Source organism: Aureimonas sp. Leaf427, assembly GCF_001425485.1.
GTDB lineage: Bacteria > Pseudomonadota > Alphaproteobacteria > Rhizobiales > Rhizobiaceae > Plantimonas.
Genome location: NZ_LMQW01000034.1, coordinates 277287 through 298043 on the forward strand (window position 1 = coordinate 277287; position 20757 = coordinate 298043).

General features: G+C 65.0%; 25 protein-coding genes. 16 read left to right on the top strand and 9 right to left on the bottom strand.

Going from position 1 to position 20757, the window contains the following annotated elements:
* Positions 1-116 precede the first annotated feature (116 nt).
* The gene (cysE, locus tag ASG62_RS17420; protein ID WP_056693822.1) at positions 117-947 is read left to right on the top strand and encodes a serine O-acetyltransferase; all 831 of its coding nucleotides are present in this window, start codon (positions 117-119) and stop codon (positions 945-947) included.
* 115 nt (positions 948-1062) lie between these two features.
* Positions 1063-1275, top strand: coding sequence for a DUF3126 family protein (locus ASG62_RS17425; RefSeq protein WP_056693825.1), 213 nt, complete (start codon positions 1063-1065; stop codon positions 1273-1275).
* Positions 1276-1345: 70 nt separating this feature from the next.
* Here ASG62_RS17425 and ASG62_RS17430 read toward each other — a convergent pair whose 3' ends face one another.
* From ASG62_RS17430 to ASG62_RS17440, 3 genes are all read right to left on the bottom strand, one after another.
* The gene (locus ASG62_RS17430; RefSeq protein ID WP_056693826.1) at positions 1346-2041 is read right to left on the bottom strand and encodes a hypothetical protein; all 696 of its coding nucleotides are present in this window, start codon (positions 2039-2041) and stop codon (positions 1346-1348) included.
* A gap of 98 nt (positions 2042-2139) precedes the next feature.
* A complete protein-coding gene (locus tag ASG62_RS17435; RefSeq protein ID WP_244487544.1) occupies positions 2140-2727 on the bottom strand; it encodes a transglutaminase-like cysteine peptidase in 588 nt (195 codons plus the stop codon).
* Positions 2728-3099: 372 nt separating this feature from the next.
* The gene (locus ASG62_RS17440; protein ID WP_056693829.1) at positions 3100-3699 is read right to left on the bottom strand and encodes a PilZ domain-containing protein; all 600 of its coding nucleotides are present in this window, start codon (positions 3697-3699) and stop codon (positions 3100-3102) included.
* Between the two features lie 477 nt (positions 3700-4176).
* On the opposite strand from ASG62_RS17440, the gene ASG62_RS17445 reads away from it, so the two are divergent.
* Positions 4177-4938, top strand: coding sequence for a rhomboid family intramembrane serine protease (locus ASG62_RS17445; protein ID WP_056693832.1), 762 nt, complete (start codon positions 4177-4179; stop codon positions 4936-4938).
* Positions 4939-4988: 50 nt separating this feature from the next.
* On the top strand, positions 4989-5420 hold the full coding sequence (locus ASG62_RS17450; RefSeq protein ID WP_056693834.1) for a CBS domain-containing protein: 432 nt from the start codon (positions 4989-4991) through the stop codon (positions 5418-5420).
* Positions 5421-5535: 115 nt separating this feature from the next.
* Here ASG62_RS17450 and ASG62_RS17455 read toward each other — a convergent pair whose 3' ends face one another.
* From ASG62_RS17455 to folE, 3 genes are all read right to left on the bottom strand, one after another.
* Positions 5536-6537, bottom strand: coding sequence for a patatin-like phospholipase family protein (locus ASG62_RS17455; protein ID WP_056693838.1), 1002 nt, complete (start codon positions 6535-6537; stop codon positions 5536-5538).
* Positions 6538-6602: 65 nt separating this feature from the next.
* The gene (gene hisI / locus ASG62_RS17460; RefSeq protein WP_056693840.1) at positions 6603-7052 is read right to left on the bottom strand and encodes a phosphoribosyl-AMP cyclohydrolase; all 450 of its coding nucleotides are present in this window, start codon (positions 7050-7052) and stop codon (positions 6603-6605) included.
* Entirely contained in the window at positions 7049-7669 is a 621-nt protein-coding gene (gene folE / locus ASG62_RS17465) for a GTP cyclohydrolase I FolE (RefSeq protein ID WP_056693843.1), read from the bottom strand. Before folE ends, hisI begins: the two co-directional genes overlap by 4 nt.
* A gap of 232 nt (positions 7670-7901) precedes the next feature.
* Between folE and ASG62_RS17470 the strand changes: the two genes are divergently transcribed.
* The 5 genes from ASG62_RS17470 (at position 7902) to thrS (ending at position 11376) form a co-directional block, all read left to right on the top strand.
* Positions 7902-8354: an iron-sulfur cluster assembly scaffold protein gene (locus ASG62_RS17470; RefSeq protein WP_056693847.1), complete on the top strand. Its 453-nt coding sequence runs from the start codon at positions 7902-7904 to the stop codon at positions 8352-8354.
* A gap of 44 nt (positions 8355-8398) precedes the next feature.
* Positions 8399-8641, top strand: coding sequence for a nucleotidyltransferase family protein (locus ASG62_RS17475; protein ID WP_056693850.1), 243 nt, complete (start codon positions 8399-8401; stop codon positions 8639-8641).
* Positions 8641-9015 carry a DUF86 domain-containing protein gene (locus ASG62_RS17480; protein WP_056693854.1) on the top strand — a complete coding sequence of 125 codons (375 nt, stop codon included), beginning with the start codon at positions 8641-8643 and terminating at the stop codon, positions 9013-9015. The genes ASG62_RS17475 and ASG62_RS17480 overlap by 1 nt, the downstream gene beginning before the upstream one ends.
* Positions 9002-9277, top strand: coding sequence for a membrane protein insertion efficiency factor YidD (yidD, locus tag ASG62_RS17485; RefSeq protein ID WP_056693858.1), 276 nt, complete (start codon positions 9002-9004; stop codon positions 9275-9277). Before ASG62_RS17480 ends, yidD begins: the two co-directional genes overlap by 14 nt.
* A 125-nt stretch (positions 9278-9402) precedes the next feature.
* On the top strand, positions 9403-11376 hold the full coding sequence (thrS, locus tag ASG62_RS17490) for a threonine--tRNA ligase (protein ID WP_056693860.1): 1974 nt from the start codon (positions 9403-9405) through the stop codon (positions 11374-11376).
* Positions 11377-11423: 47 nt separating this feature from the next.
* Here the strand turns inward: thrS and ASG62_RS17495 are convergent, their stop codons facing one another.
* Entirely contained in the window at positions 11424-12605 is a 1182-nt protein-coding gene (locus tag ASG62_RS17495) for a hypothetical protein (protein ID WP_156382216.1), read from the bottom strand.
* A 146-nt stretch (positions 12606-12751) separates the two neighbouring features.
* On the opposite strand from ASG62_RS17495, the gene ASG62_RS17500 reads away from it, so the two are divergent.
* From ASG62_RS17500 to ASG62_RS17510, 3 genes are all read left to right on the top strand, one after another.
* Entirely contained in the window at positions 12752-13333 is a 582-nt protein-coding gene (locus ASG62_RS17500) for a nitroreductase (protein WP_244487545.1), read from the top strand.
* Entirely contained in the window at positions 13333-13959 is a 627-nt protein-coding gene (locus tag ASG62_RS17505; RefSeq protein WP_056693866.1) for a flavin reductase family protein, read from the top strand. The genes ASG62_RS17500 and ASG62_RS17505 overlap by 1 nt, the downstream gene beginning before the upstream one ends.
* Before the next feature lie 141 nt (positions 13960-14100).
* Positions 14101-15240 (top strand): DUF2336 domain-containing protein, encoded by a 1140-nt coding sequence (locus tag ASG62_RS17510; RefSeq protein WP_056693869.1) that lies wholly within the window; start codon positions 14101-14103, stop codon positions 15238-15240.
* A 24-nt stretch (positions 15241-15264) separates the two neighbouring features.
* Here the strand turns inward: ASG62_RS17510 and ASG62_RS17515 are convergent, their stop codons facing one another.
* Entirely contained in the window at positions 15265-16038 is a 774-nt protein-coding gene (locus ASG62_RS17515; RefSeq protein WP_056693871.1) for an NAD kinase, read from the bottom strand.
* A gap of 381 nt (positions 16039-16419) precedes the next feature.
* Here ASG62_RS17515 and ASG62_RS27890 point away from each other — a divergent pair, with 381 nt between their 5' ends.
* Positions 16420-16551 carry a hypothetical protein gene (locus ASG62_RS27890; RefSeq protein ID WP_274532629.1) on the top strand — a complete coding sequence of 44 codons (132 nt, stop codon included), beginning with the start codon at positions 16420-16422 and terminating at the stop codon, positions 16549-16551.
* A 148-nt stretch (positions 16552-16699) separates the two neighbouring features.
* Here ASG62_RS27890 and ASG62_RS17520 read toward each other — a convergent pair whose 3' ends face one another.
* Positions 16700-17104: a hypothetical protein gene (locus ASG62_RS17520; RefSeq protein ID WP_056694055.1), complete on the bottom strand. Its 405-nt coding sequence runs from the start codon at positions 17102-17104 to the stop codon at positions 16700-16702.
* Between the two features lie 199 nt (positions 17105-17303).
* Between ASG62_RS17520 and ASG62_RS26655 the strand changes: the two genes are divergently transcribed.
* The 3 genes from ASG62_RS26655 (at position 17304) to ASG62_RS17525 (ending at position 20748) form a co-directional block, all read left to right on the top strand.
* Positions 17304-17693: a hypothetical protein gene (locus ASG62_RS26655; RefSeq protein ID WP_156382217.1), complete on the top strand. Its 390-nt coding sequence runs from the start codon at positions 17304-17306 to the stop codon at positions 17691-17693.
* Positions 17694-18057: 364 nt separating this feature from the next.
* Entirely contained in the window at positions 18058-18396 is a 339-nt protein-coding gene (locus ASG62_RS26660) for a hypothetical protein (RefSeq protein ID WP_156382218.1), read from the top strand.
* A 903-nt stretch (positions 18397-19299) separates the two neighbouring features.
* Positions 19300-20748, top strand: coding sequence for a tyrosine-type recombinase/integrase (locus ASG62_RS17525; protein WP_056693877.1), 1449 nt, complete (start codon positions 19300-19302; stop codon positions 20746-20748).
* The last annotated feature ends 9 nt before the right edge of the window (positions 20749-20757 follow it).

Consider the following 20757-nt stretch of genomic DNA (forward strand, 5'->3'; position numbering starts at 1 on the left):
CTCGTCTCGTAATCCCGACGGGATGGGGTGTCGTTTCGCCCCGGACCCGACTATTTAGCACGCCAGCGGCTTGTCCCCTTTCGAGGGGCAGACTTGGACGAGACAGGAGATCCGCGATGACGGCGATCGGCAGGCAGGCGCAGGATCGGCTTCAGGCGATCGATCCGATCTGGGACCGGGTGCGCGAGGAGGCTCTGGAGGCGGCGGACCGGGAGCCGGTCCTGTCCGGCTTCTTCTATTCGACCGTTCTCAACCACAAGAGCCTGGAAGCCGCCGTCGTCCACCGCATCTCGCAGCGGCTGGACCATGCCGACGTGCCGGCGATCCTGATCGCCCAGGCCTTCGCCGGATTTCAGAGCGGCGACACGCTCTGGTGCGAGATGCTGCGCAGCGATCTCCAGGCCGTGCTCGACCGAGATCCCGCCTGCGACCGGTTCATCGAGCCGTTGCTCTATTTCAAGGGCTTCCACGCGATTCAGACGCATCGTCTGGCGCATTGGCTCTGGAATGCGGGCCGTCGCGATTTCGCGCTCTATCTGCAGTCGCGCTCCTCGGCCGTGTTCCAGACCGACATCAACCCCGCCTCCAAGCTCGGGCGCGGGCTCTTTCTCGACCATGCGACGGGTATCGTGATCGGGCAGACCGCCGAGATCGGCGACAATGTCTCGATCCTTCAGGACGTGACGCTCGGCGGGAACGGCAAGGAGCACGGCGACCGGCATCCCAAGATCGGCAATGGCGTGCTCATCGGCGCGGGGGCCAAGGTGCTCGGCAATATCCGCATCGGGGAGTGCTCGAAGGTCGCAGCCGGATCGGTTGTTCTCAAGGCCGTGCCGCCGCATACGACGGTCGCGGGCGTTCCGGCGAAGATCGTCGGATCGACCGACGACTGTTGCGGCGGCGAGCCGGGCCGGGCCATGAACCACATGTTCGGCCGCGAAGACTGACGTTCCCGGCCGGGACCCATTGAACGACCGCGCGGACAGGACTGTCCCGCCCATCTCGAACGCGCCGCTCGCCATAAATCGCGGGTGGCCCGACATCATTTGAAGGAGAAGACCCTTGAAGCCTGACGAACTCCGCAAGGTGGAAGCCTATCTGAAGACCGTTTTCGCGGGCTCGCCCATCCGGGTGAAGGCGCTGCCGCGCAAGTCCGACTCGGCGGAAGTCTATGTCGGCGAAGAGTTCGTCGGTACGCTGAACAAGGATACGGACGAGGGCGAAACGTCTTATTACTTCACCATGTCGATCCTCGAGATGGATCTCGAGGCCTGAAACCCGACGACGCCCCTTGAAACCAAAGGGGCTTCCAATTCGCCATGCGGCCGACCGGGCGCATGGCCCGTCAGGATCGGCGGTGCTCCGACAGATAGGCGAGCACCGCCCGGTCGATCCGGTCCCATTGCGGCAAAAGCGCGTGCGAGAAGCGGTAGCGCAGCCGAAGACCCGGGGCGACCCGAACCTCCCGAATGCAATCCGCCGCCATGATCGCATCCTTCCCATCGAGGCAACTCGCCTCGTAGGCGGGGTCGCGTCTGCCGGGAGCGCTGTAGACGGCCTCTTCGGACGCGATGCCGGGCAGGCCAGGACGCGTCGAGCGCAGCAGCCCGGCCGGGCCGCTCGCGGCGGGCGTCGCAGGCGAGGGCGCGTCCGCGTCTCCCGTCGCCGTGTCGGTCGCGGATAGGCGGAGAAACAGGAGTCTCTTTGCCTCCGGGTCGTGGAAGATTTCCTGCGAACCCTCGGCAAAGCCGGTCATTTCAGGCCATTGCAGATAGAGATCGATCTCGCGCTGCGGCAGCTCCCGGCGCTGCTCGGGGAAGCGAACGGCATTGGCGGGAATGTCGAGCTTGTGGCGGCCGATCGAAAGGCGGACCGGCGCGGTCTGTGTCGTGGCACCGGCGTGGCGCAGCGTGGAGCCGAGCTGCAAGGCGCCGAAATAGAGGCCGGCGGCAAGGATCGCCATGCCCGCGACGCCGAGAGCGGCGATCCGCGAGATGGCAACGGGGACCGGAGTGTTCGGGGCAGCGAGAACCTTCGACATCGACCGTTCCGGGGCGGGAAACCGGCCGGGCCGGCCGTCCCATCGCTATGCCCGCCGAGGATCGCTCGAAGCTGGAACGGCTGTCGAAGTCCTACCCGTCAGCGCACGCTGCCGACGAGCACGTCGCGGTCGTCGGCGATGCCGACCCATTTGGCCGAGTTCTTTTCCGACTGGCGCTTCAGATAGCGATACTGCGTCTGCTTCCAGTCGAGGACGCCCTCTTCGAGGTTGTCGAGGATGAAGTCGCCCTTGTCTGTGCGCACGGTGAGCACGGCATGGCCGTCGCCGTTCGGCTGGCGGACGACGGTGATGAGGAGGGCCGAGCGCAGGAAGCCCGCGCGCTCCAGCATGTATTGCTTCAGGAGCGCGTAGTCCTCGCAGTCGCCCTCGGTCCGCGGATAGGACCAGTATTCGGGGACGCCGTGCATCTCCTCGTCCGTGCGGGGAAAGATGCTGATATTGACGGCGTCGTTGACCTCGACGATCTTCTCCCAGGTCGCCTTGGTCAGCTTGGTGACGCCGACCTCGGCATTGGTGCCGCATTCCTCGGCATAGCGCTTGCAGAAGTCGTAATGGCCGATCGGCTGGGAGGTCGAACCTTCGACGGGCATGGAACGGTTGGCGGCGAAGGCCGACGTGCTGACGACGGCCGCGAGACCGCAGAGCGCCATTCCGAGTGTCGACATCGACCGCTTCATGTCCGAACCTCTTGCTTCGAAGAGGACCTTGACAGAGGCGTTTTACTTTGAGCGGAAGTTCAGTCTGCGCAATTGATTCGAATTTTACCGACTTCGTGGCGCTCTATACTTTCTGAGATGTGGTACCCATTTCGAAAATCGTCGCGTCCGCGCAAACCTTTGGTCAAGCATAGACGAGCGGCGTTCATCGTTTCGTGCGGAAACCCCCCGGTGCCGCGACGTCAGATGCCCCCAAACGTAAAAGGCGCGGTGCTCCTGTGGGGAGCCGCGCGCCTTCGGTCGGCATGGGCGTGTTCAGCCGCGTCGCGGCGGCGGGCCGCTTCGATCGGGATCGGTCGAGGCGATCGTTCGCAGCGCGGCTTACAGTTTTTCGAGCGTCTCGCGCAGCTGGACCGCCGCGAACTCGATCGCGAGGCCCTCTTCGAGATGGCGCACGACCCGGCCCTGCATGGTGCCGAGCCGGATGCGCGAGCCGAGCGCGGGACGCACGTCCGACTTGACCGCCGCGCCGGAGAGCGAAAGGTCGATGATGCGGACCTTGTAGGTTCGGCCATCCTCGAGCGCGATGTCGATGAACGGGTTCTTGGGATGGATGCGCTCGTGCCGGCGGTCTTCGGGCAGATCGAGCTCGTGGCGGTTCGCGAGCCACGTGATCTGCGCCGCGAGCTTCTCGCGCTTGCGCTCGGTCACGCGCAGGTTCATCGCGAAGCCGCCGGAGAAGACCCGCGTGACCAGTCCCTCCAGACGACCGATGTGGTCGGCGTAGAGGATCACCCGTTCATCCTTGCGGGGCATGGCCGCGGTCAGGACGGCGATATCGCCGGCGGACATGTTCTGCACCCGGCACGGGTATTCCGACTGATCCTCCAGCATGAAACGGCCGAGAAGATCGACCGCGACGCGGTGGAAGCGCCGGCGCTCGGCCTGATCGCCCTCGGGGGCCGTTGCGAGATTGTTCATGGAGCCGACCGCCGAAGGAGGACCGCCCGAAAGCGGCTGTGCTGGTGCAGAATGTAAGGGGAGAACCTTAAAGGGCCGTTCATCTCCATGAACGGAAACCGCGCCCTTCCCGGCGACCATGCCCGTTCATCCTGTCGCGGGACTTCCTTCGTGCGAGGGGCTGTCAGGGCAGCCCGAGGGTCGATCGGCGTATCCGGACGCGAACGGCGTGGTATGCGGAAGATGTCGCCGCGGCCGGCGGCGCCCTTCGGTGCCGTCTGTCATCGCGGGGCGGCCGACGTTGGGCCCCGGTCGGACGGCTCTTCTTTTGGCGCCGTTTCTCCTTACGTTGTGCCGAGCGGCGGCGGAGCAGCCGGGTCGATCGGCTTTTGGGCTGGCCGGCCTGACCGGAACCTTCCCGACGAACCCTTAGTGAAGGGGACGCATTCCTCGCGCCGTCGCAGGCGCAAGCAAGGCTTCCCGGAGGCGGAGAGACGCTTGAGCATCGACGAGACGAGGTCCCCTCCGCCAAGGCGCATCCCGGCGCAGCCGCCGGCCTTCAACGTGCCCGGCATCGTTCTCGCCATGCTGGTTCTGCTGACGGTGGTGCATGTCGCGCGGACCTATCTGATCGGTCCGATCCTCGACGAGCGCTTCGTGGCGGATGCCGCCTTCATCCCGGCCTGCTATTCGCAGCCCTGCGAGCTCATCTTCGGCCGCCCGGCCGGTGCGCTTCTCTGGGCGCCGCTGACCCATGCGCTGATCCATGGCGACTGGACGCATCTGGGGCTGAACAGCGTCTGGCTTCTCGCCTTCGGCTCGCCCGTCGCACGGCGAATCGGCAGCGGCCGCTTCCTCGCCTTCTCGGTCGGCGGCGCAATCGCTGGAGCTGCGGCCTTCTTCGCTCTGAACCCGGTTCTGATGGAGCCGGTGATCGGCGCTTCGGGAGTCGTCACCGCGCTGATGGGCGGCGCATGCCGATTTGCCTTTGCCGGCCTGTCCCGGCGTTCGCCCGGCATGGGCTGGACGCCGCGCCTCTCCATCGGGCAGGCGCTCACGGACCGGACGATCCTTTTCTTCATCGCGGTCTTCTTCGCGACGAACCTTCTGACCGCCACCTCGCTCGGCGGCTATGTCTCTGGCGGCGCTCAGATTGCCTGGGAAGCGCATATCGGCGGCTTCCTCTTCGGCTTCCTCGCCTTCGCGCTTTTCGATCGCGGACCGGCGCCGGGACGCCCGCCAGCCTCACCCGTCGCTTGAATTGCGCGTCCCGCTGTCGCACCATCCCCCGGCAGCCATGGGAGGACGCGATGAGCATCAAGCACATTCTGGAGGAAAAGGGACGTCAGGTTTTCACGATGACGCCGTCCTCGACGCTGGAAGAAGCCGCGCGCGAGCTGTCCAGCCGGAAGATCGGTGCTCTGATCCTGACCGACGACGGTGGACGGATCAGCGGCATTCTCTCCGAACGCGACATCGTGCGCATGATCGCCCGCAACGGCGCCGACTGCCTCGGGCAGAGCATCGCCAACGTGATGACGACGAAGGTCGTGACCTGCACGGAGGCCATGTCGATCGACGAGGTGATGGAGATCATGACCGCAGGCCGCTTCCGCCACGTTCCCGTCGAGGAGAACGGCCGGCTGGTCGGCGTCATCTCGATCGGCGACGTCGTGAAGAAGCGGATCGAGGAGGCCGTCCAGGAGGCCGAGCAGATGCGGACCTATATCGCCGCCGGTTGACGCATCCGACGCGTACGTTCCGGCATGGTCCCTGCGCCGCAGGGGGCGTGTCTGGTTCTCGTTGTGAGACGATTGCGCTTCGGTCGTCTCTCGCGCCAGCGCTCGATGTAAGCCTCTAGAACACGACCTCGGCCACGCGGATGATCTCGGGCAGACGCCGCATGGTCTCTTCGTAGCCGAGGTCGATCGCCTCGCGCGCCCTGAAGAATTCGGACAGCTTGATGTCGCGGACCTTCGGCTGAAGCGAGAGGTCCGGCGGATCGCCGGCAAGGCGCGAGCGCGAGATGCGGTCCTGTATGATGTTGAAGGCATCGGCCATGGAGCGCGTGATGCCGATCTTCTCGCGCCGGTGGATCGCTTCCAGCTGGTTCGGATCGAGCTCCTGCGTGAAAGCGTGCTTTTCCGCCGCCGTCGGCTGGTGCGGATCCGTCGCCCGCATGCGCAGGACGGCGGCGCGGCCGAAGAGATCGTAGTTGAGGTTCACCGCGACGACGAGCCGCTCCTCGAAGGCCCTGCAGACCGAAACGGGCACGGGGTTGGCGATGGCTCCGTCGATCAGCTGCCGGTCGCCGCAGGCGACGGGCTCGAAGACGCCGGGCAGCGCATAGGAGGCGCGCATGGCGAGAATGAGCGAGCCGGAATCCAGCCAGACCTCGTGACCGCTGCGCGATTCCACGGCGACGCAGACGAGGCGGCGGTCGAGCGATTCGATGTCCACGCCGTCCAGCGTCTCGACCAGCCGCCGGTTGAGCCGCATCCCGCCGAGGAGACCGGCGCCGCCGAAGCGCAGATCGAGAAAGCGGATGAGGCCTCGCCGCGTCAGCGAGAGGGCGAATTCTTCCAGTTCGGGAAGACGCCCCGCGAGATAACAGCCGCCGACCAAAGCTCCGATGGAGGTGCCGGCGATCATCGAGATCGGAATCTGGGCTTCGTCGAGAGCTTTCAGGACGCCGATATGGGCCCAACCGCGAGCGGCGCCGCCGCCGAGCGCCAATGCAATGCCGGGTTTCGCAGTTCGAGGCCTCGGATGCGTCGGGGGAACGGTCCCTCTCTCGGTATCGGGCACCGCCGGGGGCAGCCGTTGCGGATCGTTACGCTTGAACACTCTCTCCAGCATTTCGAACAGTCCGTTCTTCCACGGTCGAGTTCACTGCAGGCTAGATCTCGAATGTTGCATTCGATTTAAGCACCTGCCGGAATTCGATGCTGCATCAGCGAAGGATCGGTCTTGAGGGATCGTCCGTCGCCGGCGGTATCGACCAGACGATAGAAGCATGTTGTGCGATGGGTGTGACACGTCTCCTCCGGCTTGGAGACTTCCACGCGCAGCCAGACGGCATCCTGGTCGCAGTCCACGCGGATTTCGCGCACGCTCTGGAGCGCGCCCGACGTCTCTCCCTTTTTCCAAAGCTCGCGTCTGGAGCGGCTGTAGTAATGGGCGATGCCGGTCGAGATCGTCAGGTCGAACGCTTCGGCGTTCATGTAGGCGACCATCAGCAACTCGCCGCTCGTCCAATCCGTCACGACCGTGGTGACGAGGCCGGCGGAGTCGAAGCGCGGCGAGAGGACGAGGCCCTCTTCCAGCTCCGTCTTCGACCCGCTCGGCGCGGAGAAGGGACGAGGCTCGCTCATCGGCGCTGAACGAGCGACAGGAAGCGGGCGCGCTCTTCCTTGTCGTCGGCGAAGAGGCCGTAATAGGCCGACGTCACCGTCGTGGAGCCCTTCACCCGCACGCCGCGCATGGCCATGCACATGTGTTCTGCCTCGATCATGACGGCGACGCCCTTCGGCTTCAGCACGTCTTCGATGGCGGATGCGATCTGCGCCGTCATCGTCTCCTGCGTCTGGAGACGGCGGGCGAAGATTTCCACGACGCGCGCGATCTTGGACAGGCCCAGCACGCGCCCGTCCGGCTTGTAGGCGACGTGCACCTTGCCGATGATGGGCACCATGTGGTGCTCGCAATGGGAATAGAAGTCGACGTCGCGCACGAGCACGACGTCGTCATAGCCCGCGACCTCGCCGAAGGTCCGCCCGAGGGCATCGGCGGGATCGAGCTGGTAACCCCCGAAGAGCTCCTCGTAGGATTTGACGACGCGGGCCGGGGTCTCGAGCAGCCCCTCGCGCGTCGGATCGTCTCCGGCCCAGCGGATCAGCGTCGCGACGGCCGCCTGCGCCTCTTCGCGGGTCGGCCTGTCCTTGCGGCCACTGGCGAAGCCCTCGGCGATCTTCCTGACGATGGCGTCCATGAAACTCCCGCCTGACGGATTGTGCGCGGTTGGCGTTGATGGCCCCGTCCCGGCGCCCTTCGGCGGCCACGGGAGCGGGTCCGATGGATGGGGTCTTCGTCCAAAGCGGCAGCGCGCGCAAGAGGCTGGACGCATGGACGACACGCCAACCTTTCGAACGGACCGTCCAACGACTATATTCGTCCAGCGGGTTCTTGCCCGATTGCTCCGCCAGACCGTTCGAGGTGCCCCGGTGATCGACGACATCTACAATGCCCGGATTCTCGACTATGCCGGCAATATCGCCCGCCTCGGCCGGCTTGCGGCGCCCGACGCCTCCGCGACCGCGCATTCCAAGCTCTGCGGCTCGACCGTGACGGTCGATCTCGTCGTGCGCGACGGCGTCGTCGAGGACTTCGCCCACGACGTGAAGGCCTGCGCGCTCGGCCAGGCCTCGTCCTCGATCGTCGCACGCCACATCGTCGGCGCCTCGGCGGCTGAATTGCTGGAGGTGCGCGAGGCGATGCGGCGGATGCTGAAGGAGGGCGGCGAGCCGCCCGTCGGACGGTTCGAGGACCTGAAGTTCCTGGAGCCGGTGCGCGAGTACAAGGCCCGCCATGCCTCCACCATGCTGACCTTCGACGCCATCGCCGACGCGCTCGGCCAGATCGAGGCGAAGGCTGCGCCCTCGGGCGTCGCAGCGTGAGGCCCTCCGAGGCTTTGGCACGGCATCGCGGGGAGGTGCTGCGGGTGCTGGCGGATTTCAACGTCAGGGATGCGCGTATCTTCGGCTCGGTTGCTCGAGGGGAGGATATCGAGGGAAGCGATCTGGATTTGATCGTCGATCTCGGTGAGGCCGCTCGATTGACGGATATCTTTCGCATCGAGGACGCGCTTCAGGCCGTTCTCGGCGTCCGCGTCGACGCGCATATGCCGCCGCTTCGTGATGGCCGTTTCGCCCGGCACGTCGTCGTCGATGCCCGCGCGATCTGATGTCTCGGAACGGTCGCGAGCTTGAAGGACTTCTGAGCGATCTCATCGTCTGGGGCGAAAAGGTCGCCCGCGTGGTGGCCGCAACGTCACGGGTCGATATTCTCAAGGACGAGATGGCGGAACATGCGCTGAGCCGAGTCGTCGAAGTGTTCGGCGATCTGGCAGGGCGGATTCAACGTGATTTTCCGGATTGGTGTGCCGACCATTCCCCGACCGACTTTTCCGATGCCTATCGGCTGCGGAACAAGCTGGCGCACGGCTACGATACGATCTGGCCCAATCTTCTCTTCGAGATCGCCGAGCATGATGTGGCGTCTCTCGTCGAAAGAGCGAAGGTCTGGCGTGAGGAACTGGTGACCGATGCCCGGCCGTAACTATTCCGGTCCCTGGCGCAGGACGCCCGGCCGCCTGCTCGGCATCGGGCTCGTTCGGCTGTATCAGCTGACTTTTTCCGGCTTCGTCGGCGGCCATTGCCGGCATTTGCCGACCTGTTCGGAATATGCCTACGAGGCGGTCGCGCGGCATGGGCTGATCGTCGGCGGCTGGCTTTCGGCCAAGCGCGTGGCGCGCTGCGGGCCGTTCGGGCGGGCGGGGATCGACCCTGTGCCGACCTGTCTCCATCGCAAGCCACATTAGCTGCAAGACTTGCACGGACGTCTCGCGCTGGTATGAGGCAAGCGTAGGCCGCAACGAAATGGCCGACTTGATGGAAGAGCTTTCCCGCGTGGTAGGCGGGAGTGAGCGTTGAAAGGACCTTTGCCATGATCGACCTCGTCTTTCCCGATGGCTCCAAGCGCCAGTACGAAGCGACCGCGACAGGCGCCGACATTGCCGGCGGCATCTCGAAGTCGCTCCTGAAGAAGGCGGTGGCTTATGCGCTGGACGGCGAGCTGCGCGATTTGGCCGATCCGGTCGGCGCGCCCGGCGCGATCGAGATCGTCACGCGCGACGATCCCCGCGCGCTCGAACTCATCCGCCACGACGCGGCGCATGTCATGGCGGAGGCCGTGCAGGCGCTCTGGCCGGGCACGCAGGTGACGATCGGCCCGGTGATCGAGAACGGCTTCTACTACGATTTCGCCAAGGAGACGCCCTTCACGCCCGACGATCTGCCGGTCATCGAGAAGAAGATGGCCGAGATCATCCGCCGGAACGCCGCCTTCACGAAGGACGTCTGGTCGCGTGAGAAGGCGCGGGAGGTCTTCGCGGCCAAGGGCGAGACCTACAAGCTCGAACTGATCGACGCGATCGGCGAGGGGCAGGACCTCAAGATCTACAGCCAGGGCGACTGGTTCGATCTCTGCCGGGGGCCGCATATGCAGTCCACGGGCCAGATCGGCGAGGCCTTCAAGCTGATGAAGGTGGCCGGCGCCTATTGGCGCGGCGATTCCAACAATCCCATGCTGACGCGCATCTACGGCACAGCCTGGGCGACGCAGGACCAGCTGAAAGCCTATCTCCACATGCTGGAGGAGGCCGAGAAGCGCGACCACCGCCGGCTCGGTCGCGAGATGGACCTTTTCCATTTCCAGGAGGAGGGTCCGGGCGTCGTCTTCTGGCATCCGAACGGCTGGTCGATCTTCCAGGAGCTCGTCGCCTATATGCGCCGACGCCTCGCCAACGCCTATCAGGAGGTCAACGCCCCACAGCTTCTCGACAAGTCGCTCTGGGAGACGTCCGGCCACTGGGGCTGGTATCGCGAGAATATGTTCGCGGCGACCTCGGCCGGCGACGACACCGAGGACGAGCGCGTCTTCGCGCTGAAGCCGATGAACTGTCCCGGCCACGTCATGATCTTCAAATACGGCCTGAAGTCGTACCGCGACCTGCCGATCCGCCTTGCGGAGTTCGGCGCGGTGCATCGCTACGAGCCGTCGGGCGCCATGCACGGGCTGATGCGCGTGCGCGGCTTCACGCAGGACGACGCGCACATCTTCTGCACGGAAGCGCAGATGGCGGCGGAATGCCTCGCCATCAACGATCTCATCCTCTCGGTCTATCGCGACTTCGGCTTCGAGGAGGTGATGATCAAGCTCTCCACGCGGCCCGAAAAGCGCGTCGGGTCGGACGAGCTTTGGGACAATGCGGAGAGCGTGATGATGCGCGTGCTCGGCGAGATCGAGGCGCAGTCGGGCGGTCGGATCACCACGGGCATCAATCCGGGCGAGGGCGCCTTCTACGGGCCGAAGTTCGAGTACACGCTGAAGGACGCGATCGGCCGCGAATGGCAGTGCGGAACGACGCAGGTGGACTTCAACCTGCCCGAGCGGTTCGGCGCCTTCTATATCGACGCCGATTCTAACAAGACCGTGCCGGTGATGATCCATCGCGCGATCTGCGGCTCGATGGAGCGCTTCCTCGGCATTCTGCTCGAGAACTTCGCGGGCCATTTGCCGCTCTGGCTGGCGCCGGTGCAGATCGTCGTCGCGACGATCACATCGGAAGCCGACGCCTATGCCGAGGAGGTTGCCTCGGTCCTGCGCGCCAGGGGGCTTCGCGTGAAGCTCGACACGCGCAACGAGAAGATCAACTACAAGGTCCGCGAGCACAGCCTCGCCAAGGTGCCGGCCATGCTCGTCTGCGGCCGGCGCGAGGCGGAGGAGCGCACGGTGAACATTCGCAGGCTGGGCAGCCAGGGCAGCGAGAGCCTGTCGCTCGCCGATGCGCTGGCCGTGCTCGGCGATGAGGCCGTGCCGCCCGACCTGAAGCGCACGCGCGGCGCGGCGCATCACTGACCATCGCTACGTTGCCGGCCCTTCGGGGCCGGTTTCGTTTCAGGCGATCAGTCGCCGGACCCGCCTTCCGGCTGCTCGCCGACCGGACGGAGATCCGAGGTCAGGACCTCGACATCGGTGTTGACGCCGGCGGCGACATGGAAGTCGCGCTGGAAGATGCGGTCCTTGTTGCGGGCGACGATCAGGTAGTCGCCCTCCGCCAGAACCATCGACGGGAAGGCTCCGACGCTTTCGCGCACGACGTCGCCGGAGGCGTTGGCGATCGACCAGGCCGTGTCTGCGATGGCCTCGCCGCCCTTCTCGCGCACGAGCTTCATGGTCAGCTCGGCCGCCGCGTGCTGGAGCGTCGCTTCGGTGATCTTCCCGGCTTCGACCTTCAGGTCGGCGCGCACGGTCGCGTTGACCGAGCCGAAGTTCGAGACGACATGGTAGTTTCCGGCGTTCAGCCGCACGAGCTCGTGCGCATGCACGTCGTCGGCGACGAGCCGCCGGTTCCGTTCGTCCGCGGCCTCCGTGTAGATGTCGAAGGTCAGCTTGTCTTCCGGGATGGGCACGTCGGCCGCCGCGACCGCGCTGAGCTTCAAGCCGCCTGCCTCCAGCACGACGGTCTCGTGCGTCTGCTCTCCCGTAAAGTCGATGCGCTTCGTGGCGCCGGCGCTGCCGAAGCCGACATGGAGGAGATAAGGCCCCTTCGGCAGGTCGAATGTGGCGGTGCCGCCCGTCGAAGTCGCGATCAGCGGCAGCTTCCCGTCGGCCCCGACATAGGGGGAGAAGAGGCGCCAGACGAGGCCGTTCGGAATGACGTCGCCTTGTCCCGTCAGCTTGGCGCTGAGCACCAGCGTCTTGCGGCGCTTCATGAGGTCGAGCGAGGGAAGGTTCTGAGGCGCATAGGCCGGCAGAGCCGGCAGATCCAGCGGCGGCACGGCCGCCCGGTCCTGAAGGTCGGGAAGGGCGATCGGGTCGAGCCGGTCGCGGCCGACGGGGGCTGCGACGCCGCCCGGAAAATCGTCCGGGATCGCCGACGGGGAGGCGTAGGCCCCCGGCGCCTTCTCTTCGCCGCCAGCGCCGCCGAGAAGCCCGCCGAGACTGCGTCCGAGAAAGCCGCCGCCACCGCCGCCGCCGCCCGGCGCCTGCTGGGCCGAAGCCGGCACGCACGAAACGGCCAATGCGCAGAAGCTCGCTGCGGCCAGGCGATGTCGGCGGAAGGTCTGGGGAAGCTTTCGAAACATGCCCGTCGTTTGAACGGCAGATGATGGACGAATTCAAGGCACTTGCCCGGCGAGAGCGCCCCGTCCCCCGTTCTCCCGCCTTCACGGCTTGGAAAGCGACGCCGGCGGGATTAGGTGCAGGGCGAAACAGGATGCAGGAGCCGGCCTTGACCGAATCGATCGACCAGATTCTCACGCGGCGCTCCGTCGCCATTCCGGCCTTGCTGGAGCCGGCACCTTCCGCCGCCGAGATCGAGACGCTGCTGACGGCGGCCTCGCGCGTGCCCGACCATGGCAAGCTCGCGCCCTGGCGCTTCGTGATCTATCGGCCCGAGGTCGGGCGGGCGATCGGCAGGGCGCTCGCGGCTCTTCTGGAAAGCCGCGAAGGACCGTTGAGCGAAGTGCGGCGCGATGCCGAGGAAAAGCGCTTCGCGCGCTCGCCTCTCGTGATCGGCGTCGTCTCGACCGCCGGCCCGCATGTGAAGATTTCGGAGTGGGAGCAGGTGCTTTCGGCGGGAGCCGCGACGATGACGCTCGTTCACGCCGCCCATGCGCTCGGTTTCGCCGCCAACTGGGTGACGGAATGGGTCGCCTATGACGACGAGGCGAAGGCCCTTCTCGGCATCGCGCCCGGCGAGAAGGTCGCCGGCTTCGTGCATATCGGCACGCCCGGCGACAAGCCTGCCGACCGGCCCCGTCCGCCGCTCTCGCAGATCGTCAGCGAGGCCACGGCGCCGGGGGCCGCCTGATGTTCTACACGACCGACGAGAACCGCCACGGCCTGCCGCACGATCCGTTCAAGGCCATCGTCTCGCCGCGGCCGATCGGCTGGATCTCGACGCGGTCGAAGAGCGGCGCGGTCAATCTCGCACCCTACAGCTTCTTCACCGCCATTTCGGACGGGCCCAAACTCGTCATGTTCTCGTCCGTCGGCATGAAGGACAGTGCGAGCTTCGCCATCGAGTCCGGCGAGTTCGTCGCCAATCTGGCGACCGGTCCGCTGACCCATGCGCTCAACCGAAGCTCCGCGCCGGCCGCCCGGGGCGTCAGCGAGTTCGAGATCGCGGGCCTGACCGAGGCGCCGTGCCGGCTCGTCGCAGCGCCCCGCGTCGCCGAGAGCCCGGCGGCGCTGGAATGCCGGGTGACGGAGTGGTTCCGGCCGAAGGCGCTCGACGGCAGCGACAGCGAGAACATCGTCGTCATCGGTCAGGTCGTCGGCATCCATCTCGACGAGCGCATTCTCAAGGACGGGATGATCGACGTCGCGCTGGCCGAGCCGCTCAGCCGCCTCGGCTATCTCGACTATGCGGTGACGCGCGACGTGTTCCAGCTTCGGCGTCCGCGCGAGCCCGATGCCTCCGACATGCCCGCTTGAGCGTCGGTGCCCGACGCATCGAGTTTCTTAAAATTTTGCCGTTCGGATCGGGAACAATCCGCAACATGGTAAACCGCTCGTAAACGATTGCAGGTCAAACTGGGGATGCGCGACGCTTCTGTCGCCCGGATCAGACTTGCGATGAGCGTCCAGCGTTTCGTGAAATGGTGCGAAACCGCCAATACTCAGCAGCGCGCGACGGGCGCGGCGGCTCTCGCGCGAGCCTGGGCGGACGGACACATCCTCGCCGAGGATCGCCCGGCCGGGCTCGTCGCCTTGAACCATCTTCTCGACGATCCGTCGCCGAAGGTGCGCCTCGCGCTGGCGAGGGCCTTCGCGCATTCCAACGAGGCGCCGCGCCGCATCATGCTGGGTCTGGCCGAGGATATCGACGACGTCGCCTGCCTCGTCGTCGCGGCTTCGCCGGTTCTGCTCTGCTCCGATCTCGTCGATCTCTTCGCCTATGGCTCGGCGCAGCTGCGCCTTTCCATCGTCCTGCGCCGTACGATCTCGGGCAAGCTTTCGGCCGCCATCGTCGAGGTCGGCGACCGCGAGGCGGTGGCGGGGCTGCTCGCCAATCCGGGCGCCGACGTCGCGCCGCAGACGCTGCGCCGCGCGGCGGAGCGGCTCGGCGACGAGGCCGAGGTGCGGGGAGGGCTGCTCGACCGCCACGATCTCCCGATCGAGGTTCGTCAGCTGCTTCTCCTGGAGGTCGGCCAGGCTCTTTCGCGCATGGCGCTCCTGCGCTGCACGGTGGGCGAGCGGCGGATCGACAAGCTGATTCTCGAATCCTGCGAGACGGCGACGGCCAACATCGCCGCCGACGTGCGCAGCTCCGAAATCCCGGCTTTGGTCGAGCATCTTCGCATCACGGGGCAGCTGTCGACCGCCTTTCTCATCCGCGTCGTCTGCTCCGGCCATGTCGATCTCTTCACCGCCTCGCTCGTGGCGCTCTGCGGTCTTTCCGAGCGGCGCGTGCGCGCGATCGTCGTGGAGGGGCGGGAAGGGCCGTTCGATGCGCTCGTACGCAATTGCGGCCTGCCGCCGGCCGCCGGGCCGCTTCTGCGCACCGCCATTCGCATGTGGAAGACGGCGGTGACGCAGGATCTGCACGGTGATCTCGACGAACTGCCCGCCATCGTCATGTCGCGCCTCGCGGCAGTCTTCCACGAGCGCCAGGACGAGCCGGGCTTCGAGGCCGTGCTGGCGCTGCTTCGGCGGCTGGAGACGGAGACGATCCGTCGCTCCGCCCGCAGCTGCGTGGAGCAGATGGCCGCCTGATTCCCGCGGTCTACGGCTTCCGCGTCAGTAGCGGAACTGCTCGGCGAGAATCCGCTCGTCCCAGGAATGGTGGCGATCGAAGAGGATGAGGCTGCGGGCCGTCGCCGATTCGCGGATCGTGACCTTCACCACCGACTTCACCTCCGTGTTGTCGGCGACCGCGTTCACCGGGCGCTTGGAGCGTTCCAGCGTCTCGAACTCGACCGTATGACGGTTCGGAATGAGCGCACCACGCCAGCGGCGGGGGCGGAATGCGCTGACGGGTGTCAGGGCCAGCAAGGGCGCGTCGAGCGGAATGATCGGTCCCTGGGCGGAAAGATTGTAGGCGGTCGAGCCCGTGGGCGTCGCGACCATGACGCCGTCGCAGATCAGCTCGTCCAGCCGCACGTTTCCGTCGATGACGATGCGCAGCCGCGCCGCCTGATGCGACTGGCGGAAGATCGAGACCTCGTTGATCGCCCGCGCCTCGTGCCGCTGCCCGTCCACGTCCTCGGCGATCATCTCGAGCGGCCGGATCTCGTTCTGCACGGCCGCCGCGAGGCGCTCGGGCAGCCGGTCCTCGCGGAACTCGTTCATCAGGAAGCCGATCGTTCCCTGGTTCATGCCGTAGATCGGCGTGCCGGTGTTCATGAAGCGGTGGAGCACCTGCAGCATGAAGCCGTCGCCCCCGAGAGCGACGATGACACCCGCCTCTTCCGGCGGGGCGTTGCCGTAGAGACTGGCGAGCCGATCGCCCGCGCGAAGCGCGTTCGGCGCTTCGCTGGCCACGAAGGCGATCGGAAAAAGCTGGCGCTGCATGGACCCCCGGGCATTCGAACGGCAAGACGCGGCGAGGACGGGCGCCGCCCGCACCTTCTAGGGCCTAATCCCGCCGCCGCGAAGCCCCGACGAACGTCGGGCTCCTCGTCCAGCATCGCTCGACACCCGCCGCCGAGGTCGCCGATCGGAATGTCGCCGAGGGGTTGGCCCTCCAACTGATTCGAAGATTGCCCCGAGCTTCCTTTTCGGAATGCGAAAACAACGAGCGCCGACAACGACCTATGTTCCTATTGCATCAATTCGATAAAACTTTTGTGAAAATGGAACCTTTCTACGATAGGCGGAAAATTGTCCGTTGACGTGATCAGTGAGTTTGTAGACGAGACCTGTGCGGTTGGGGACCGCTGGGAGTGAAGGCCAATGAGCCCGTTCATCGATCTCGACCACGACTCCGCCGACCGCCTCGCGGCCGCCGCCGGCATATTAACGGGTCTGGCCATCAGCATCACGCTCTGGCTCGCCCTTTTGAACGCTTGGCTGCTCATTCGCTGACATCGGTGCGGAGAGTTGGCTCCACGAAGCGACGGTCGTCGCCTGGGGGTTCGCCCGCATCGCTCCAGCGGACGATCGTCTTGCCGATCGTGGCGTCGATCATTTCGGGGCGGCGCGCGAGGTCGTGCTTGAGAAGTGCAGACGCCGCCTAGGGGCGGCCGAGCGGCTTCTTCTGCGCCGGCGGCGCGGGCGCCTTGGCGAACTCGATCTTGCAGTTGTTGCGGCGGGAGGTGTCTTCGATCGCCTGCATCTCGCCTTTGAGCCGCGCGACCTCGGCCGCCTTCTCGTCATTGCCGTCGATGAAGAAGAGTGCGGGCCAAAAGAGGACGACGCCGACCGTCGTCACGGCAACATCCTTGCCCGCCTGCTTGTCCTGGGCGCCCGTGGCGACGATCGCGCGCGAGGAGATCACCTGCGCTTCCTCGGCCAGTTCTTCGCAGGACAGGCCGCGATAGGCCATGGGCGACACGTAGACCGCCGAGATGTTTTCCGAGCGCTTCGCGCAGCCCGCGAGACTGAGCAGCGTCATGGCTGCGAACGCCAGTCGTTTCATGTCGATTCCCCTCATGTGCACGAGATCGGCATGACTGGGGACGAGCCATCGCATGTCAATCTCACGTTGTGTTGGAATCGCTCGGGTCGACCGCTTATCCCCGTTTGCCTCGGCTTTTTCGGTCGATGTGCGGTATTCGAAGCCGGCACTGCGCGCTTTAAACTTGTATCGATCTTACGCCGACTCAACAGGAGCGCCCATGTCAGTCCAAGCTCGTTCCAAGCCGTCGATGGTCGCCCTTGCGCTGACGCTCCTGGTTTCGCCCGTCGGAACCCTCATGGCCGAAGAGCAAGTGCCGTATCCTGAATTGGATACAAAAGCATATTGTGCTGCTTCCGTTGCGAGGGTGGTCGACGAAGCCGAGAGGCGAGCGGAGGAAGGCAAATGCATCTTCAATGAGTTGACCTTGAAAGAAACCATTCGTCCATATTGGCGATACGTGCCTGAACGCGGTCAAAAAAATCGCGTTACCAAGTATTTTCGAGAGGTCGAGAGCCAAACGTACATGACAGTTCGAGGAACGATCGCCAGTGCCGTTGGTGAGGCGTGCATGATCAACAAGACCTTGGTCTGTCAGCCACCGAGGTAGGGGAAGTTCTATCGGTTCAGAATGCGATGCGCCTTGGCACTCGATCCGCCTTGGCCTTCTCAATCGTGCTGATCGCTTCGGCCCCTCTTTTTTTCACGCCCTTCTAGGATCAAAGCGGAGCTCGTCGATTTCGACGCGTTGGCTGCACGATGGTCGTCCGCGCCGAAGGCGACGGGCACTGGATCGGCCCGCTACGTGCGGATCGTAGATCGTGCAGTCGACGACAACACGCTGATGCAGTTTCTGGGGGCTGCTTGACCCTACTATCTCTGCATCGAACAACTGGTATCGGCTCACATTGAGAGCGCTTGCCTTGCCCCATAACTTATGTGCAGCTGCTATGCCATGTAGCTAGGAGGTGTAAGTGAGACTGACGGTAGTCATGATTTGCGTTTCTGCAGCATTGAATGGATGTGTTTCCGCAGGATTTACGGATAATCGCGTAGCGGAGCTGAGGGCTAGCGAAGTTGAGCGCAATAATTTTGTTGAAGTGTGCAACGAAAACCTGAAGTTCAACGATGCAGGTGGTCCTGCAGCCGCGCGCGAATTGAAGGTCAAGCCCACCCCAGAAGGCTCACGCATCGTCTGCGAGCGAATGCTGAAAGGGCTGATCTCCGGACGTGTCACTCAGAAGGACTTTGACGTTGTGACCGCTACGGGTTCTCCACCTCGTAAGCTGGCTGAAGTTATGATGGGACGCTGATTGAAGCCTTCTTGGTGCTGAGAACCTAAAGCCCCTTCCGCCCTGCATAGAGAGTTGGCGGCGTTGCACTGGGTTCTGGACAACCCCTGCGCAACGCCCTCTGCTGCTAAACGTCGAGAAAGCATGGCCGGCGCCGGCCGGCAAAGAACGGGCGTAGACGAGCTTCATCCGCGTCGACGAGGCACAGTGGTCTCGGGTTGCAGCATAGGCATGACGCTACGGGTGCGACTACAATGGCGTGCCGGTCCCGAACACCGAGGCTTGGACAGATCCCGTTGCCAAGCGAGTCTTTATGCCGCGGTGTTGAAAGACGTTCGCTCGACCATCGTCGGGAAGGGCGTGGCCGACGTGTCCGTGTTCTCTCACAAGCCGATCGGCCACGCGCTCCTCCAATTCCGAACCTTCGCATTGGCGAGCAATCAACGCGTTCTGATGCGTGGCCTGCAGAAAGATCGATCGAACCTGATGGGTGGCTCTTCGGCATGATGGCCTTAGGAGGGTTCCAGTACTGGCTTCGCTCCATGGAGAGCGGCCGCGAAGTCTTAACGAACCCGGCAGGGAAGGCGAGTCGCTTCACCTTGCAGAATACCGCTTCAAATGGTCCCGCGATGGTTCCGCGGATGCGACATGGCACGGAGCCGATCCGGGGATCGATCCCGAATATACCAAATTGATTGTGATTTTCGGTGCCGGCTGCAGGGCTCGAACCCGCGACCCCCTGATTACAAATCAAGAGGCAATCGATCCGCGCTTCGGATTGGCTCGTTTACCATAGACCAACTTTCCGTTTCAGATCCCTGCGATACAAGGGTTAATACGGTCTCAAGATCGTGGGCACCTCTCCAATCGGTAACGGTTCGGATTCGCAGAGGTGCCCACAGGGTGCCCACGGAAGGATCGGGGATGGGAGTTCGGAGCGACAGGAAGGCGACGCCGGATCTCACGCAGGCGCTAGTCGATCGGGCGATCCGGTCGACGGATGAGCGGTACGACGTCTCCGACAAACGCATGCCGGGTCTGATCCTACGCGTGACGCCTGGATCGGCGACGTGGACGGTGAGGACGAAGGTTCGGGGCGTTCAGAAGAGGGCGGTTCTCGGCCCGGCCCGGCTGGTCTCCATCCGCGACGCGAGGGAGATGGCTCAAGCGGCGAAGGACCGGCTGGCCCTCGGGCACGAGATCGACGATGCCTGGATCGATGGCCAGCTCGTCGAGCGCAAGATCCGTGAGACCGCGATGAAACCCACCGCGATCCGTCGGGGCGCTGGAGCGACTTGGACCTGGGAAGAAGCGGTCGAAGCGTTCGAAGGGCACCTGCGGAAGACGCGGCAGCCGAAGACGGTCGTCGACTATCTTCAGTTTCTGCATGGCAAAGACCTGACCGCCGCCATGGCCGGCCGTCTCGTCACGGAGATCACGCCCGAGCATGTCGGTGATGTCATCCGTGAGGTCCACCAGTCGGGTAGGGAGAGATCGGCGCAGCGCATCCTTTCCGTCGTCAGCCCGATGTGGACCTACCTTGCGGTCGAGGAGCCGAAGAAGTCCGGCGTCCGAGCGAACCCGATGAAAGGCATGCCGATACCGCGACGGACGAACGGGAGCGAGCGTCAGACGCGGCTGCCGGCGATCGACGAATGCGCGAACATTGTCCTCGCCTGCCGTGCTGGCATCCTGCATCCGGCGGTGGCGGCTGCGATCGAGCTACTCGTCTACACGGCCCAGCGGCGCTTGACCGTCGTTCAAGCTCGGGTCGGTGACATCGGCATAGTCGAAGGGGAGCGGTGCTGGATCATTCCTGGCGATGCGATGAAGGGCGGCCGGGAGCATGTGATCCCCCTCGTCGGGCGGACCGTCGAGATCGCCGATGCGCGCATTGATGCCACCCGAGAGGAGGGGGCGGCGTACCTGTTTCCACAGGTGCGGCCGCGACGGATCGGCGACACGGTCTCGCACGTCAGCGAATTCACGCTCACCGCTCGTCTGGTCGATCTACCCGGATCTCGGGCGACACCTCACGATCTCAGGCGAGCGTTCACGACCGCGATCAATGGTCGGTCGAAGGCGGAGACGAGGCAGCCGGAGTTGGTTCTCGATCACCTGGAAGGGCGGCAGACGGTGACCGACCTGCACTACGACAGGGCACAGTACCTAGCGGAGAAGTCGGACATGCTGGCGTTCTGGGGGGCGAAGCTGGACGAAGCGGTCGAGAGGATGCGTTCCTCGTTCGACGCCGATGCGGTGCGAAAAGGTCTCAGCGAGGCAATGGCGAAGAGGAATGCGAAGCAGACGCCGGGCCGGAAGCGGGACGGAAAGAAGGCCCGGCCGAAGAGGGTTACGGCCGGGCCTTCTTGAGTACGTCGC

What these genes read in the sequence shown, in the direction of transcription:
- ASG62_RS17455 (WP_056693838.1), bottom strand. Translation starts at nt 6,537, where the DNA reads ATGCTGGAGAGAGTGTTCAAGCGTAACGATCCGCAACGGCTGCCCCCG.
- ASG62_RS17450 (WP_056693834.1), top strand. Translation starts at nt 4,989, where the DNA reads ATGAGCATCAAGCACATTCTGGAGGAAAAGGGACGTCAGGTTTTCACG.
- ASG62_RS17515 (WP_056693871.1), bottom strand. Translation starts at nt 16,038, where the DNA reads ATGCAGCGCCAGCTTTTTCCGATCGCCTTCGTGGCCAGCGAAGCGCCG.
- ASG62_RS17440 (WP_056693829.1), bottom strand. Translation starts at nt 3,699, where the DNA reads ATGAACAATCTCGCAACGGCCCCCGAGGGCGATCAGGCCGAGCGCCGG.
- ASG62_RS17430 (WP_056693826.1), bottom strand. Translation starts at nt 2,041, where the DNA reads ATGTCGAAGGTTCTCGCTGCCCCGAACACTCCGGTCCCCGTTGCCATC.
- ASG62_RS26655 (WP_156382217.1), top strand. Translation starts at nt 17,304, where the DNA reads ATGTCAGTCCAAGCTCGTTCCAAGCCGTCGATGGTCGCCCTTGCGCTG.
- folE (WP_056693843.1), bottom strand. Translation starts at nt 7,669, where the DNA reads ATGGACGCCATCGTCAGGAAGATCGCCGAGGGCTTCGCCAGTGGCCGC.
- ASG62_RS27890 (WP_274532629.1), top strand. Translation starts at nt 16,420, where the DNA reads ATGAGCCCGTTCATCGATCTCGACCACGACTCCGCCGACCGCCTCGCG.
- ASG62_RS17435 (WP_244487544.1), bottom strand. Translation starts at nt 2,727, where the DNA reads ATGTCGACACTCGGAATGGCGCTCTGCGGTCTCGCGGCCGTCGTCAGC.
- ASG62_RS17520 (WP_056694055.1), bottom strand. Translation starts at nt 17,104, where the DNA reads ATGAAACGACTGGCGTTCGCAGCCATGACGCTGCTCAGTCTCGCGGGC.
- ASG62_RS17505 (WP_056693866.1), top strand. Translation starts at nt 13,333, where the DNA reads ATGTTCTACACGACCGACGAGAACCGCCACGGCCTGCCGCACGATCCG.
- hisI (WP_056693840.1), bottom strand. Translation starts at nt 7,052, where the DNA reads ATGAGCGAGCCTCGTCCCTTCTCCGCGCCGAGCGGGTCGAAGACGGAG.
- yidD (WP_056693858.1), top strand. Translation starts at nt 9,002, where the DNA reads ATGCCCGGCCGTAACTATTCCGGTCCCTGGCGCAGGACGCCCGGCCGC.
- ASG62_RS17510 (WP_056693869.1), top strand. Translation starts at nt 14,101, where the DNA reads ATGAGCGTCCAGCGTTTCGTGAAATGGTGCGAAACCGCCAATACTCAG.
- ASG62_RS17495 (WP_156382216.1), bottom strand. Translation starts at nt 12,605, where the DNA reads ATGTTTCGAAAGCTTCCCCAGACCTTCCGCCGACATCGCCTGGCCGCA.
- ASG62_RS17525 (WP_056693877.1), top strand. Translation starts at nt 19,300, where the DNA reads ATGGGAGTTCGGAGCGACAGGAAGGCGACGCCGGATCTCACGCAGGCG.
- ASG62_RS17480 (WP_056693854.1), top strand. Translation starts at nt 8,641, where the DNA reads ATGTCTCGGAACGGTCGCGAGCTTGAAGGACTTCTGAGCGATCTCATC.
- thrS (WP_056693860.1), top strand. Translation starts at nt 9,403, where the DNA reads ATGATCGACCTCGTCTTTCCCGATGGCTCCAAGCGCCAGTACGAAGCG.
- cysE (WP_056693822.1), top strand. Translation starts at nt 117, where the DNA reads ATGACGGCGATCGGCAGGCAGGCGCAGGATCGGCTTCAGGCGATCGAT.